General features: G+C 60.7%; 17 protein-coding genes. 10 read left to right on the top strand and 7 right to left on the bottom strand.

The window, feature by feature from the left end; all coding sequences use genetic code 11:
• Nucleotides 1-3: 3 nt before the first annotated feature.
• Nucleotides 4-279, bottom strand: a complete 276-nt coding sequence (locus U5A82_RS04245; RefSeq protein WP_326288915.1) for an HU family DNA-binding protein — start codon at nt 277-279, stop codon at nt 4-6.
• Nucleotides 280-464: 185 nt separating this feature from the next.
• Here U5A82_RS04245 and U5A82_RS04240 point away from each other — a divergent pair, with 185 nt between their 5' ends.
• The 3 genes from U5A82_RS04240 to U5A82_RS04230 are packed head-to-tail and all read left to right on the top strand — an operon-like array spanning nt 465 to nt 2,649.
• Entirely contained in the window at nt 465-1,112 is a 648-nt protein-coding gene (locus tag U5A82_RS04240; protein WP_442802152.1) for an acyl-homoserine-lactone synthase, read from the top strand.
• Nucleotides 1,109-2,038 (top strand): phytanoyl-CoA dioxygenase family protein, encoded by a 930-nt coding sequence (locus U5A82_RS04235; protein ID WP_326288913.1) that lies wholly within the window; start codon nt 1,109-1,111, stop codon nt 2,036-2,038. Before U5A82_RS04240 ends, U5A82_RS04235 begins: the two co-directional genes overlap by 4 nt.
• A complete protein-coding gene (locus tag U5A82_RS04230; RefSeq protein WP_326292839.1) occupies nt 2,002-2,649 on the top strand; it encodes a GntR family transcriptional regulator in 648 nt (215 codons plus the stop codon). The genes U5A82_RS04235 and U5A82_RS04230 overlap by 37 nt, the downstream gene beginning before the upstream one ends.
• A gap of 25 nt (nt 2,650-2,674) precedes the next feature.
• Here the strand turns inward: U5A82_RS04230 and U5A82_RS21700 are convergent, their stop codons facing one another.
• The 5 genes from U5A82_RS21700 to U5A82_RS04210 form a co-directional block, all read right to left on the bottom strand.
• Nucleotides 2,675-2,842, bottom strand: a complete 168-nt coding sequence (locus U5A82_RS21700; protein ID WP_442802200.1) for a DUF6961 family protein — start codon at nt 2,840-2,842, stop codon at nt 2,675-2,677.
• Between the two features lie 14 nt (nt 2,843-2,856).
• On the bottom strand, nt 2,857-3,156 hold the full coding sequence (locus U5A82_RS04225; protein ID WP_326288911.1) for a DUF5818 domain-containing protein: 300 nt from the start codon (nt 3,154-3,156) through the stop codon (nt 2,857-2,859).
• Nucleotides 3,057-3,479: a thermonuclease family protein gene (locus tag U5A82_RS04220; RefSeq protein ID WP_326288909.1), complete on the bottom strand. Its 423-nt coding sequence runs from the start codon at nt 3,477-3,479 to the stop codon at nt 3,057-3,059. The genes U5A82_RS04225 and U5A82_RS04220 overlap by 100 nt, the downstream gene beginning before the upstream one ends.
• Nucleotides 3,480-3,489: 10 nt before the next feature.
• Nucleotides 3,490-3,828 (bottom strand): hypothetical protein, encoded by a 339-nt coding sequence (locus U5A82_RS04215; protein WP_326288907.1) that lies wholly within the window; start codon nt 3,826-3,828, stop codon nt 3,490-3,492.
• Between the two features lie 326 nt (nt 3,829-4,154).
• Nucleotides 4,155-5,048, bottom strand: coding sequence for a LysR family transcriptional regulator (locus tag U5A82_RS04210; RefSeq protein WP_326288905.1), 894 nt, complete (start codon nt 5,046-5,048; stop codon nt 4,155-4,157).
• A gap of 91 nt (nt 5,049-5,139) precedes the next feature.
• Between U5A82_RS04210 and U5A82_RS04205 the strand changes: the two genes are divergently transcribed.
• The 6 genes from U5A82_RS04205 to U5A82_RS04180 all read left to right on the top strand — a co-directional run bounded on the left by U5A82_RS04205 (nt 5,140) and on the right by U5A82_RS04180 (nt 9,864).
• Nucleotides 5,140-6,084 carry an NAD-dependent epimerase/dehydratase family protein gene (locus U5A82_RS04205; protein WP_326288903.1) on the top strand — a complete coding sequence of 315 codons (945 nt, stop codon included), beginning with the start codon at nt 5,140-5,142 and terminating at the stop codon, nt 6,082-6,084.
• Between the two features lie 634 nt (nt 6,085-6,718).
• The gene (locus U5A82_RS04200; protein WP_326288901.1) at nt 6,719-8,194 is read left to right on the top strand and encodes a PAS domain S-box protein; all 1,476 of its coding nucleotides are present in this window, start codon (nt 6,719-6,721) and stop codon (nt 8,192-8,194) included.
• Between the two features lie 118 nt (nt 8,195-8,312).
• Nucleotides 8,313-8,498, top strand: a complete 186-nt coding sequence (locus U5A82_RS04195; protein WP_326288899.1) for a CsbD family protein — start codon at nt 8,313-8,315, stop codon at nt 8,496-8,498.
• 40 nt (nt 8,499-8,538) lie between these two features.
• Nucleotides 8,539-9,399, top strand: coding sequence for a hypothetical protein (locus U5A82_RS04190; protein WP_326288898.1), 861 nt, complete (start codon nt 8,539-8,541; stop codon nt 9,397-9,399).
• A 37-nt stretch (nt 9,400-9,436) separates the two neighbouring features.
• Nucleotides 9,437-9,691: a CsbD family protein gene (locus U5A82_RS04185; protein WP_326288897.1), complete on the top strand. Its 255-nt coding sequence runs from the start codon at nt 9,437-9,439 to the stop codon at nt 9,689-9,691.
• A gap of 29 nt (nt 9,692-9,720) precedes the next feature.
• Nucleotides 9,721-9,864: an entericidin A/B family lipoprotein gene (locus U5A82_RS04180; protein ID WP_326288895.1), complete on the top strand. Its 144-nt coding sequence runs from the start codon at nt 9,721-9,723 to the stop codon at nt 9,862-9,864.
• A 598-nt stretch (nt 9,865-10,462) separates the two neighbouring features.
• Here U5A82_RS04180 and U5A82_RS04175 read toward each other — a convergent pair.
• Nucleotides 10,463-11,674 carry an MFS transporter gene (locus U5A82_RS04175; RefSeq protein ID WP_326288893.1) on the bottom strand — a complete coding sequence of 404 codons (1,212 nt, stop codon included), beginning with the start codon at nt 11,672-11,674 and terminating at the stop codon, nt 10,463-10,465.
• Between the two features lie 98 nt (nt 11,675-11,772).
• On the opposite strand from U5A82_RS04175, the gene U5A82_RS04170 reads away from it, so the two are divergent.
• Nucleotides 11,773-12,378 carry a TetR/AcrR family transcriptional regulator gene (locus U5A82_RS04170; protein ID WP_326288891.1) on the top strand — a complete coding sequence of 202 codons (606 nt, stop codon included), beginning with the start codon at nt 11,773-11,775 and terminating at the stop codon, nt 12,376-12,378.
• Nucleotides 12,379-13,092: the final 714 nt, after the last annotated feature.

Raw genomic sequence — 13,092 nt, 5'->3', positions numbered from 1 at the left:
GTATCAGCCGTTCAGCTTATCCTTGACTGCTTTGGCAGCGGAGAAGCCAAGCCCCTTGGAGGCCGGGATCGACAGCGGCTCGCCGGTACGCGGATTCTTGCCCTCGCGCGCGGCGTTGAGCTTGAGCTTGAACTTGCCGAAACCGTTGACGGCGACTTCCTCGCCCTTGCCAACGGCATCGCCGATCGCGCCGAACGTGGCGTCGATGATTTTCTTGGCCTCGGTCTTGGTGGTGCCGGTCGCGCTCGCCACCGCGTCGACGAGTTCGGAAGAGTTCATGGGGTCAGCCTTTCATCTGTGTCTTGGATGGCATCGGTTGCCAATTTAGCGCGTCATCGTCGAGCAAAATCGGGCTTTTGGCGGCTATGGCGTAGCGGCAGGCCCAACCATCCCCCCATTTCTTGGTATGTGAGAGCCAGGCCCCTTCTGCTGACCTTGCCGGACCTTACACAAGGGAGCCTGCCATGATGGAAATGACCGATCACGGTCATGGCGCGCGCGAAAGCGCCGCCATGCGTGCGATGTTTGCTGCCCGCAAGGAGGTCTTCATCGACCTTCTGGGCTGGGATTTGCCCGTCCTTGCCGACCGGTTCGAAGTGGACCAGTTCGATACGCCGGACGCGCAATATCTGATCCTGCTTGGCCCCGACCACGTCCATCGCGCATCCGCGCGATTGCTGCGCACGGAGGGCGAGCACATATTGGGGCATCTCTATCCGCATCTTTGTACCGGCATTGTCCCGACCGGGCCCAACATCCGGGAAATCACGCGCTTCTGTCTTGACCGCCATCAGCGATCGGCCGAGCGGCGCAGCGCGCGCAATCAGTTGGTCAGTACGCTGGCCGACCACGCCATCCGACATGGGATCACCGACTATACCGGCGTCGCCGAGCAGGCCTGGTTCGATCAGATCGCCCGTTTCGGCTGGGATTGCCGGGCGCTCGGGCCATCGTTGCGTAATGGCCGCGACCAGTTAGTGGGCCTCCATATTCGTATCGATCACACCACCATCGACAAGCTGCGCGCGAGTGGCGTGTACGAGCCGATCCGTTTCGCCCTGATCGGTAGCGACGTCGAACCATCGGCACGCGCGGGAGACATGCTGTCATGAACCCGCTTGAAACGACCGATCATCTGGCCGCGGTCCAATATTGGACCGGTCGCCTCCTGCGTGATGGCTTCTGCATCATCCCCGACCTGCGTCCCCCTTGCGCGATCCAGGTGCTGGAGCGGGATCTCTCACCCATCTTCGAGGCGACGCCTTTTTGCGAAGGCGCTTTCTATGGCGAGCGGACCAAGCGTTTTGGCGGCCTCCTGCGCCGCAGCCGTCATATCGCGCCGCTGGTGGAAGATCCGCTCATCGTCGGAATCGCACACGAAATATTGAGCCCCACATGCGACCGGATCCAGCTCAATGTCGCCCAAGCCATCGAGATTCATCCCGGCGCCCTGACGCAGTTGCCGCATCGCGATCACGACATGTGGCAGGGCGCCAAGGGCGCGCATGAATATCTGCTCAACGTCATGTGGCCCATCACCCCGTTCACGGCGGAGAATGGCGCGACCCAGCTCTATCCCGCGAGCCATGGTGCGGCCGGCATGGCCCGGCAGGATTATGACGAGCCGATCGCGGCGACCTGTCTGCCAGGGTCTGCTATCCTCTTCCTGGGTTCGACGCTGCACGGCGCGGGCGGAAACAACACGAGCGAGGTCAGGCGCGCGATCGTCACCGGCTATTCGCTGGGCTGGCTCAAGCCCTATGAAAATCCCTGGCTTGCCTATCCGCCCCCGGTTGCGCGGACCTTCTCGCCAGCGCTGGCCGCCCTGGTGGGCTATGCCCAGCATCGCCCCAATCTGGGCAATTATGAGGGGCAATGTCCCTCGATCCTGCTCAGGGACGAGATACCTGCAAATATTGCCGCAATCGATGCGCTCCGGCCCGACCAGATGGATCTGGTCGATCATTATCTTAGCCGACAGGTGCCGGGGAACGACAGGCCCTGGCTGGAAGACAATGGCGCGGGCAAGGGCGGGTAAGTCCCGCGCAGATTCTCGAGCGCAGCTACCAGACGCTCAAGCAGCGCCTGATCCAGGGCAGCTTCCGTCCCGGGCAGCGTCTGGAAGCGGCCCGGCTTGCCGATGACATGCATGTCAGCATCACGCCTGTCCGGGACGTTCTCAACCGGCTGACAGGGGAAGGGCTTGTCGAAGCCATCGCAGGCGGAGGCTTCTACGTGCCGTCGCTCGACGAGAGCGTCTTGCGTGACCTGCTCGACTGGAACGCTGCACTTGCCCTGCTGGCCATGCGCAAGCCACGATCATCTATCTGCAGTGTCGCGACGTTGGAGCATGATGCATCAGATGTGCCCGAACGGACCGCGCGTTTTTTTCTCCGTCTGGCCTTGAGGCAAGGCAATAGTGCGTTCACTCGCGCTGTTGAAAGCGCCAATGACCGGCTCCATGCCATGCGCCAACTGGACGAACGCGTGATTGGAAACACGCGTGATGAACTGGCGGAACTGGAATTGGCCGCTGAAGCCGCGACTGCATCAGCATTGGCCAAGCACGTCCGGCAGTTCCATGCCCGGCGAAAAAATCGGCTCGCCACCTATATACGCCTGTTGCGAACACCACCCTCCGTGCCTTGAATGTAATGGCCAAGGCGATGACCGGCTATTGAGCGCGTGATCGCATCATCATGTCCATCCGGCGTGCAATGTCTTTCCATAGCGCCACGCCAGCCATGTCTCCCGCAACCGCGAGGGAACCAATTCGTTCTGCCACCTTGCGCGGTGCGTGCTCACCATGCTGCGTCATCAGCATGGACACCGCCCCCCACATAAGCTGGTCGTGCGTCATGCCAGGGCAATCCGCTCGACGGCAATCAGATCAAAACCGTCACGTACGCCGATGATGGCAACGCGCTTGCCCAGCAGAGGCCGCCAGGTCTTGGCGATCTCCAGTCGCCATTCGCCGCCGTCGGCAACACGCAACACCGGATAGAAGTCGCCTTCCAGAAGAATACCGGTCAGTTCGTGGCGCGTTCCTCTCGGCATCAGCGGCAATGCCCCCGCGCATAGCGATCCCATCGCAGGACAGTGCCTGACCTGATCATGGCGCAGCTTATGTCGCCCGTGCCCGGCAGATTGCACCACGCCCCTGTGCGACCGCCCCATGCCGATCCATTCGAAACGCAGCGCATGGTCGGCGCCGATACGAGAATATGGCCGGTCCGCGCCTTGCCTTTCGCGCCGCCCAGCAAGCGCACCAGCCGGTCTCGCGTTGCAATAGCCGATGCCTTGGGACAGGGGTGCCCCTGTTTGCATGTGCCGTCCATCTCGCGGGCAGCTATACCGGCCAAACGCACCTTTGGACCTTCCGCACACCAGATCGGGCCGTCTCCGTCCCAGACATGGGTCGGCGTGCAGGCAAAGACCTGCCCGGATGCCAGAACGACTGCGGATAGGGCGGCAAGCATGAGCTTCGCTTCAGCCTTCGGCCAGGATGTTCATGACACTGTCGAGACTGCCTTTGACGACGAGATAATTTCCTTTCTCGAAATTGATCGCGCTGATGCCGGCTTCGCCGCGGAAGCGCCGCACGAAACTGACCCGATCGACATTGACGACCACGAAATCGCCGTCCGCCGTTTCCAAACGCACATATCCGTTCATACCTGTTCCCGATTGCTTAAACGGCGACGCTAGCGCGGCTGTGCCAGGTTGCACACCCACCATGCCGCCGATTGCACGAGATAGCAGGACGCAGCAGTTTGTTCGGCCAAGCTGACCATGTGCAACACTCAAAGTGCTGTGGGTTCCAGTCACAGAGACAGCATCATTTGGCGGGTGTCAGGGATTGTCGGAGGATGCTCCTTGGCAGCGATCAGGCCCCAGGTCTGCTGTTCATCATATGCACTAATAACGCCAGGTCTGTCCCAAAAAGCGGCGATTGATTACAATAAAGCCAGCGGTGCGCCGCCCCTGGCAGCAGGCGACCAACTCAAGCCGTCCCCATAAGCGGGTGGAAACGGCGGCTAGGGCTGAAACCCGACGGTCAGGCGTAGCGCACGATGGGAATTCCAAACCACTTGACGGGACCTGATTGGAAAACCTGGCCCAACTCCCGCCGCCAACCTAGAATGTTGCGCGCCTTACGCAGCGCGCGTAATTTCGGCGAATGCCTGCACGAGCGCGTCGAAGGTGAACCTGTAGCGGCTGCCGTTTCGTAGGTCCTCATGCATAACGATCCACACCGGAAGCGGTAGATCGAAGGCGTCTGCCAGCACGCGGCATAGATCCGGATCGCGACGCGCGACGGCTGTCTGGCAGATACCGATGCCGAATTCGGCCCGAATAGCTTCGAACTGCGCCGCCGCATCGTCTACACGCAAGGCGAACGTCGAGCGCTCGATCCCCGGCAAATGGCGCATGCCCGCTCTGGTGAACGGTGTCTCAGTGTCGAAGCCGATCAGGTCGTGTTCGGGTAGGTTCTCGAGCCGGCTGGGCACGCCTCTTCGTGCAAGATAGCTGCGATGTGCGTGCAAGCCGAGGTGGACGGCGCCAACGCGCTTAGCCACCAGCGCTTTTTGCTCGGGCTGAGCCATGCGTATGGCGACGTCGGCTCGACGTTGTAGCAGGTCGTCCAGATCGTCGGTCAACGCCAGTTCGAACTGCAGCCTGGGTTGCGCGCGGCGGAGGCCCGTCACGATCGCCGGCAGGTGGTGCGTCCCCACCGCCTGGCTGGCAGTGATGCGCACCGTACCCTCCGGCATCCCCGGCGCACCTTCGGCGGATCTGCGGAGCGCTTCCGCCGCCGCGACAAGCGCTTCAGCGTGTGGTCGTAGCGCCAGCGCCTGATCTGTGGGAGACAGACCCCGCTGTGAACGGACGAACAGCGTGCCACCGATCGCCTGCTCCAGCGCATCAATATGGCGTGCAATGCTTGGCTGGGTCATGCCGAGCGCGCGCGACGCAGCCGACAGCGAGCCCTGCTGCAGCACCGCGGCGAAGCTGCGGTAGACATCCCAACTCGGTTCCTTGCTCATCTATTTTTGTATAGCAGCTGCACGCAATACGACAATTCTCGTTTATACGCGTCGACGTCATCTTCCCTCCAGACAAACAAGGAGGCGAACAATGAAGAAAACAGCGTTGGTTCTGGGCGCGACGGGAGGCGTCGGCGGTGCCGTGATGCGTCGTCTGATCGCTGGCGGTTGGACGGTCAGGGCATTGACCCGCCGTGCCGCTGCAGATTTTCCGACAGGATGCGAGGCTTTGACAGGGGATGCGATGGTTGCGGCGTCGGTCGCATCCGCTGCTGAGGGCGCGTCGGTCATCGTCCATGCGGTCAACCCGCCGGGCTATCGCGACTGGGATCGCCTCGTCTTGCCGATGCTCGACAACACGATCCGCGCCGCATCCGCGAGCGGCGCCCGCATCCTTCTACCGGGTACGGTCTATAATTACGGGCCCAACGTGTTCCCGAACATTGCCGAGGACGCACCGCAGACGCCGAAGACGGGAAAAGGCCTGATCCGGGTGGAGATGGAGCAGCGGCTCCGCATCGCGGCAGAACAGGGGAAGTGCAGCGTGCTCATCGTGCGGGCGGGCGACTTTTTCGGCCCTGGTGCGGCCAACAACTGGTTCGGGCAAGGGTTGGTGACGCCCGGAGCGCGTCCCAAGGTTATCCGTAACCCCGGCACGCGAGACGTCGGCCATCAATGGGCATATTTGCCGGACGTCGCCGAAACCATGGTCCAGCTGCTGGAGCGTGCGAACCTGCCGGGTTTCGCGTCATTCCACATGGAAGGGCACTGGGACCATGACGGGCGCCAAATGGTGCAGGCCATCGCGCGCGTGCTCGGGGATCCCGTTGTGCCGATCCGCCCGCTGCCGTGGTGGCTGCTCCGCGTGGCAGCACTAATGGCGATCACGCCGCGAGAGATGATGGAGATGCGCTATCTCTGGCGGCAGCCGGTCCGATTGGTCAACGATCGGCTCGTGGCGACGCTGGGCGTTGAGCCCCGCACGCCGCTCTTGGAAGCAGTGCGCGCAACGCTGACCAATCTGCAATGCATCTGATGCCGTCGGGGCCTGGCAGCGCGTGGCGAGCCCGTGCCGTCATGCTCCCTCGACCCACACCTTTTCGATCTACGAAGGGCAACGCCATGCAGTTGTTCGCGCCTCTACTTTTTGTTCTGATCTGGTCCACCGGGTTCATCGTAGCGCGGGCGACGACGCCCTATGCGAGCGCGGAACTCGTACTCACGGCCCGCCTTTCCTCACCGCGTCGCTGCTGGGCGTCGCCGCCTTGCTGGCGGGCCAGCGATTGCCTCAGGGGCGGGGTCTGGCGCTCCACTTTGCGGCAGGCGGGCTGCTGAACGGCGTGTATCTGGGGGCGAGTTGGTGGGCGATTGGCGATGGTATGCCTGCGGGCGTCATGGCGCTCTTGGGCGCACTTCAGCCGCTAATCGTTGCGGTCGGGTCGTTCGTACTGCTGGACGAGCGCTTGCGCTTGCGCGCGTGGCTCGGATTTGCACGGCGCACACCCTTCGCAGACGTTCATCGTACCAATTCCCGTCGCCAAGTGCAGACGTTCCGCTTAGGTGGAGCCTTGGCGTGCTCATCGACGCTACTTCAGCATTCCATTTCAATGAAAGCGCGGCTCTTGCGTCGAACGCTTTGCCCAAATGCCTATAACGGCTAAAACTCACGCATGACCAACGTTCAACCATCCATTGATCTCGATCGCCTCAGGCATATCATCGGCAGCCTGAGCGAAGGGGTCCTGCTGGTAGATGCAAACCAGACCATATTGTGGGCGAATGAAGCCGCACTTCGGATGCACGGCGTCGATCAGATGAGCGGCCTTGGAACGGATGTCGACGACTACCGGCAGCGCTTTCAGTTGCGCTATCGCAACAAGCATAGATTGGGAGAAGGGGATTATCCGATCGACCGGGTCATCGCCGGAGAAGCCTTTGATGAGGTCATCGTCGAAGTCATTCCGCAAGACGAGGACGAGCCTCGATGGATACACCAGATACGCAGCCTGATCCTCACCGATGTGGACGGGAATCCTGACCTGCTCGTGCTTGTCATCCAGGATGTGTCGTTGCGTTTTGAAGCAGAGCAGCGCTTTGAACAAACATTCAACGTCAATCCTGCGCCTGCCGTCATCATGCGCTTGGCCGACCAGCGTTATGTGAAGGTCAACCAGGGCTTTGTGGACCTCACCGGTTATCAGAAGGATGAAGTCCTTGGTCGCAGCCTCTACGAAATCGATATCCTCAAGGACGCCGAAAATCTCGACGGGGCCAAGGACAGGCTCCGGGAAGGCCGCACCGTGCCGCAAATGCAGGCGGATATCGAACTGCCCGACGGCGGCCGCAAGCTAGTGATCGTCGCTGGACAACCGGTCGAACTGGATGACGAGCCCTGCATGCTCTTTTCTTTCGCAGATTTGGAGCCGCGCAGGCAGGCGGAGAATGAACTGCGGCACAGCGAGGAGCGGTTCGTCACGACATTTCGCCTTGCCCCGGTAGCTATGGCGATCACCACGCGGGACGATGGCATCTTATGTGATACCAACGACGCCTTCCACCAGCTTACCGGCTGGTCGTCGGACGAGGCGATGGGCAGGACCATGGCGGCGCTTAAATTATGGAAAGATGGGACCTTCCTTGACACGGCTGAGGAAGAACTAAGCGAACGAACGGCTTTTCGCGGCAAAGATGCAACGGTGCGCACCCAGCACGGCGGCCTGACCGAATGTCTGGTCTCGGCCGCCTCCATCTCGCTGCGCCGAGACACCTGCATCTTGTGGGTCATCCAGGACATCCACGAACGGCGCCACAGCGAACTGGAACTGATCGGCGCAATTGAAGCCGTGATGAAGGACACCAATTGGTTCAGTCGAACCGTCGTGGAAAAGCTTGCCAATTTGCGCACGCCCCATGGCGCGCCGCGTCCAGTCGAAACCAGCGAACTCACGCGGCGGGAGAAGGAAGTGCTCAGCCGCTTGTGCGAGGGCGGCGACGACACGGTCATAGCCCGGGAGATGGGGGTTTCCCGTAACACGCTGCGCAATCATGTTGCGCGCGTCTACGCTAAGATCGGCGTCAACCGACGCGCCCAGGCCGTGCTGTGGGCGCGCGAGCGCGGCTATCCGTTGAAGCTGCCGATAAACTGACTTTATGATGCAGAACTACTATACGATTTAGTATTTACGCATCTGCCACACGGAAACGGCCCGCCTTATTTCTCCATCATCGGCGCAGCTTCGGCCCGCCACGACGATGGAGGATCATATGAACGAAGACCGCATCAAGGGCGAAGCGCGCCAGGTGAAAGGGTCGATCAAGGAAGCGATCGGCAAAATCACCGGCGACCGTAAAACGCAGGCGAAAGGCGCTGCTGAAAAGATGGGCGGCAAGGCGCAATCGAGCGTAGCCGAAACCATCGAGGCTGCCATCAAGACGCTGAAGAGCAAGTAAGCGCCTCTCCCCCCAAATAATCAAAGAACAGGAGGCTTCCATGGCAACGACCATGAACGATCCGCATTTTGACGTCCGCGTCACCCCGCGTATGAGCTGGTCGGCGCTGCTCGTCGGCACCGTCGTCGCGCTCGCTATCGAACTGATGCTGGGCCTGTTGGGCGCGGGCATTGGCTTTTCCAGCCTGGACCCGGCCGGTAATGGCGGGCCAAGCGCCGGCGGCCTTGGCATTGGCGCCATCATCTGGTGGACGCTGAGCACCGTGATCGCGCTGGGCGCCGGCGCCTTCGCCGCCGCGACCATCTCTCACACAAGGCGGCCGATCGACGGCGTCCTGCACGGCGTCGCCATCTGGGGTCTGACCCTGCTGCTGACCTTCTACCTGCTCAGTTCCGCGATCGGCGGTCTGGTGGGTGGCGCATTCCGCACAGTGGGCGGCCTCGCCACCGCGGCAACGGCCAGCGCCGGCGTCATTACGCCCACCGTGGCCAAGGCTGCCGGCATCGATGAGGCGGACGTCGATGCGCAGGTCAGCGCGCTGCTGGATGACGCCCCCGCCAACCCCGCGCAGATGACGCCCGAGCAGAGCCGCAAGGCGATCGTGGCTGAACTCCCCGGCATGGCGCGCGGCGGCGCGGAAGGACAGGAAGCGGAAAATCGCATCGCGGCGATCATCGCAGCCCAGCAGAAGATCAGCGAAAGCGACGCCCGCGCCAAGGTGGAAAAGGCCCGGCAGGACTTTCTGTTCGCCAAGAAGAGCGCCGTAGACACCGCGATCGACGCGGGGGCCAAGGGTGCGGACTATGCTGCAGGCACGGCCTTCGCCCTGTTCCTGGTCATGCTGCTGGGCGCAGGCGCGGCCGCAGCGGGCGGTATCGTCGCGACCCGGCGCAACCCCTGACCGATCCAACCATATCTACACGTATAGGAACATCATCATGAACAAGCACGACATCATGGGCACCATCAAGGACAAGGTCGGCACGCTGGAGGAGGGCTTCGGCGCTCTGACCGGGGACAAGGAAACCCAGTTGCGGGGTCAGGCCCGCCAGCTTGAGGGCCAGGTGGAGGGGTTGCTGGGGACAGTGATCGATGAAGCCCGCGCCTTTTACCGGGCGCACCCGGTCATAAGCCTGCTGGCAATTGCGTCGGCAGCACTGGCCGCCATCCCCGCCCTCAAAGGCAACCGCTGAGCCATCTGTCAGGAATGAAGGACAAGATTATGACGAAGATCGCTTTTGCAGTGACCACACTTGCCGCTCTTGGCCTCACCGCCTGCAATACGGTGGAAGGCGCAGGCAAGGATCTCCGGTCGGCGGGCAGCGCCGTGTCCCAGGCTTCCGGACAATCTGGGAAGTCCAAGTAAGAGTGGATAGGTAAATAGCGAAAACGGCGCGGGTCTTTTCGCGCCGTTTTTCTCGCCCGCGGAGCCTTAGACCCTGCCGCCCAAAAAGGGGCATAGCCCAACCTGTCCGTTATCGCCTATCTCTTGGCTTTGCCATTCCAACGGGCGGCACGCGATCCAGCTTCGCCATCAGATCGGCCAACATGTCGTCGCTGGATATAGGAAAATGACGCTGAAAGCCGTCGCCCAGCCGCTTTAGGTCTCGCTCGGTCAGAAACCCTATCGACACGATCCTGTCGGACATGAAGCACTCTCCTCAGTCTGCCAACCGCTGGCGTTCCCAGAAGTGCCAACGATTCCACGTGCGACATGAATGGGCAGGTAAACCTTTCGATCTCGCTCCAGGCTAGGAAGGGCGATCTGTTCTATAGATACCTTGTTAATACGGACAGATTTTTTGCAGAGCAAAAGTCTTTGTCTCACGACGACCCAAATCAGACGTCCAGCGGCCAATATCAGTTCTCCAACTACAGACAGTCAGCTTGTAATTCCGGCTGCCTTAGGGTGCGGCAAAATCGAAGACCTTGCTGCACTCATGCTGGAACACCGACTAGCTAGCTCAATGCCCGATGACCGCAACATCTCCTGTACGGCTTCCTGCAGGAAAGCCGTACGCACGTGCTGACCATGCCAGCATGAAACCAACCAATATTAACGCAAACATGGCCCAGGGAAATACTGTTGCCCCCCATGTCTCAAGCATGAAGCCGCCAGCAATGCCGCCCGCTGCGATCGCACCATTCCAGGCAACAACATTCATCGCAAGAGCTGTGTCTGCACTGGCGCCGGCGGCATCTGCGAGGGCGGTCTGGAGCAAAGTCGCCGCTCCGCCGAAGGTCAGCCCCCAGACCGCGGTGCCGGCGTAGATTACGATGGCGGATTGCGCATCCAACGCAAAGATCAACGTGATCAGGCCGAAAAACGCGAGGCTCGCAAGCACGGTCAACCGCAAGAAATGGTCCACCAGTTTACCGGTCACCCATATCCCGGCCAGAGCGGCCATGCCAAATATGAGCAGTACAAGATCCACATGGTTCGCCAGGCCAGCAGGTGTCACAAACGGCGCCACATATGTGTAAAGGATGTTGTGTGCGAGCATCCAGCTGATGACCACGCCAAGAACGGGTCGAACCCCCGGCGTCCTAAGCGCGCTATAGATGGGCATGCGCGCGCTGCGAAGCTGGCCGGGATAATCAGGGACCTTGGCCAACACCCATAGGATCAGCACAATCGTAAGAAATGACATCACCCCAAAGGCAGAACGCCAGCCGACAACGGAGCCTAACCAGGTTCCGAAAGGAACGCCCAACGACAGAGCTACGGGTGTTCCCACCATGGCGATCGCCATCGCCCGGCCCTGCTGTTCGGGGGCGACCATCCGGCGCGCATATCCTGCAAGCAGACTCCAGGCCAATCCCGCCGACATGCCGGCCATGAAGCGCGCGGTCATTGTGAGAACAATATGGTGCGAGAGCGCGGTTATTGAATTGAAGATCAGAAAGCCGACAATCGTCAGCAAAAGGACGCTGCGCCGCCGCAATCCTTGCGTAGCTATGCTCAGGGGAATGGCAGCGATCAGCGAGCCGATCGCATAAGCGGTGACAGTTTGTCCCGCGAGCCCCGATGAAATGCCCATACCAGAAGATATCTGCGGCAAAAGGCCAGCCGGCAGGGTTTCCGTCGCGATGCAGATGAAACCAGTCATCGCAAGCGCAAGAAGCGCGGAAACTGGCATGGCGTCATTGGACCCGTTGGAATTTTCGTTCGGCATGAGAACTCACATTTATGGATTGATCGATCCATAAATACATAAGTGACATCGGGCTGGCAATGATTTATAGATTGTTCGGTCCATAAATGGAGATGGCAATGCCACGCACGGGACGGCCGCGCGCCTTTGATCGAGACGCCGCTATCGATACTGCAATGACGCTTTTCTGGGCTCAGGGTTACGAGCCGACCTCTTTGGCGCAGTTGCGCGAAAGCATGGGCGGGCTATCCTCAGCCAGCTTCTATGCGGCTTTCACCTCCAAGGAGGCTCTGTTCCACGAAGTGGTAGACCGATATATCGGATCCTATGGACAGGTGACCGCCCCCCTAAAAGACGACACCCACACGCCGCGCGATGCAATCGAAACGGCATTGCGTGAGTCCGCAGCTATGCAAACGGCACAATCGCATCCCCCGGGCTGCCTGATCATGCTGGGCGCCAACAACTGCTCACCTGAAAACCGACAGGTAGAAGCTCTTCTTGCACAGGAGCGCGAACGCAATCGTCAAGGTATCTACCGGCATGTGGCGCGAGCTAAAGCGAACGGAGATCTGCACCCAAGCACTGACACAACGGCAATGGCAAGGATATTCAGCACCTTCTTGAGCGGCATATCATTTGAAGCAAGAGATGGCGTACCGCTGTTGCAGATCGACGCCGCAATCACGTCATTAATGAGCTTCTGGGATGAGGCCGCAGATTGAAGCTGGGAAAATGGGAGCGTGCCGCTCCATTTCGCTGATCGGAGGCCAAGCGCGTCGCTCGGGATCGCCACTTCTCCCGCCGACCCTTCTTTGCCATACAGGGACCAATTTTCGATCTCCAGGTCCGGAAGGGCAGCTATCCAAAGCTGGCCGATAGGCGAATGTCTGGTTACGCGCGGGGATGCTGGTATAGCCGCCGTTCGCTCAAAGGTGCGCCCCGACCAAATCACGCCCTTTAGCAGATAGGGCGTGAACGGTCGGTCAGGCCGAAACCTGCTACTCGCCTAATGCTCACCCACCGGCCGGGTTTGCGCTCTAAGATAAACTAGTGATGTCTTTTGGTAACCGGCACACCGCCCTTAGGCTCGAGCTGGCTCTTGGCTAGGTCCATCCCGCTAGACGCGGCTTTTCCACTTGCCAGAACGGCTAGTGCGAACGCCGTCGTCGAGCAAACGACTACGAGTGCGAACAAAGCCGCCCCGAGCTTCACATGACCCGATTTAAGAAGTTCCCGAACGACAGAGGCCGTAGCCTGCCACATCCACCTGTTCATAACCACAAAACCTCAGCAAGCGGCCGCTTTCGCGATCGTCTTTGTTGGGGGCCGCCTCGGTTTTCGGTTTTCGAGTTACAGGTTAGCGATTTTCGTCGAGTTTCGGTTTCGGAGTTACAACGGTGGCCCGTGGTCGCAACATGGACCTGCGAACGCCCGAT

The sequence above is a fragment of the Sphingobium sp. CR2-8 genome (assembly GCF_035818615.1).
GTDB lineage: Bacteria > Pseudomonadota > Alphaproteobacteria > Sphingomonadales > Sphingomonadaceae > Sphingobium.
Note: the sequence above shows the minus strand (reverse complement) of the source record. Positions and strands in the feature narration are given on the sequence as shown.

Coding starts and splice junctions, on each gene's coding strand:
- U5A82_RS04245 (WP_326288915.1), bottom strand. CDS start 279: ATGAACTCTTCCGAACTCGTCGACGCGGTGGCGAGCGCGACCGGCACC.
- U5A82_RS04240 (WP_442802152.1), top strand. CDS start 465: ATGATGGAAATGACCGATCACGGTCATGGCGCGCGCGAAAGCGCCGCC.
- U5A82_RS04235 (WP_326288913.1), top strand. CDS start 1,109: ATGAACCCGCTTGAAACGACCGATCATCTGGCCGCGGTCCAATATTGG.
- U5A82_RS21700 (WP_442802200.1), bottom strand. CDS start 2,842: ATGTGGGGGGCGGTGTCCATGCTGATGACGCAGCATGGTGAGCACGCA.
- U5A82_RS04220 (WP_326288909.1), bottom strand. CDS start 3,479: ATGCTTGCCGCCCTATCCGCAGTCGTTCTGGCATCCGGGCAGGTCTTT.
- U5A82_RS04210 (WP_326288905.1), bottom strand. CDS start 5,048: ATGAGCAAGGAACCGAGTTGGGATGTCTACCGCAGCTTCGCCGCGGTG.
- U5A82_RS04205 (WP_326288903.1), top strand. CDS start 5,140: ATGAAGAAAACAGCGTTGGTTCTGGGCGCGACGGGAGGCGTCGGCGGT.
- U5A82_RS04200 (WP_326288901.1), top strand. CDS start 6,719: ATGACCAACGTTCAACCATCCATTGATCTCGATCGCCTCAGGCATATC.
- U5A82_RS04195 (WP_326288899.1), top strand. CDS start 8,313: ATGAACGAAGACCGCATCAAGGGCGAAGCGCGCCAGGTGAAAGGGTCG.
- U5A82_RS04190 (WP_326288898.1), top strand. CDS start 8,539: ATGGCAACGACCATGAACGATCCGCATTTTGACGTCCGCGTCACCCCG.
- U5A82_RS04185 (WP_326288897.1), top strand. CDS start 9,437: ATGAACAAGCACGACATCATGGGCACCATCAAGGACAAGGTCGGCACG.
- U5A82_RS04180 (WP_326288895.1), top strand. CDS start 9,721: ATGACGAAGATCGCTTTTGCAGTGACCACACTTGCCGCTCTTGGCCTC.
- U5A82_RS04175 (WP_326288893.1), bottom strand. CDS start 11,674: ATGCCGAACGAAAATTCCAACGGGTCCAATGACGCCATGCCAGTTTCC.
- U5A82_RS04170 (WP_326288891.1), top strand. CDS start 11,773: ATGCCACGCACGGGACGGCCGCGCGCCTTTGATCGAGACGCCGCTATC.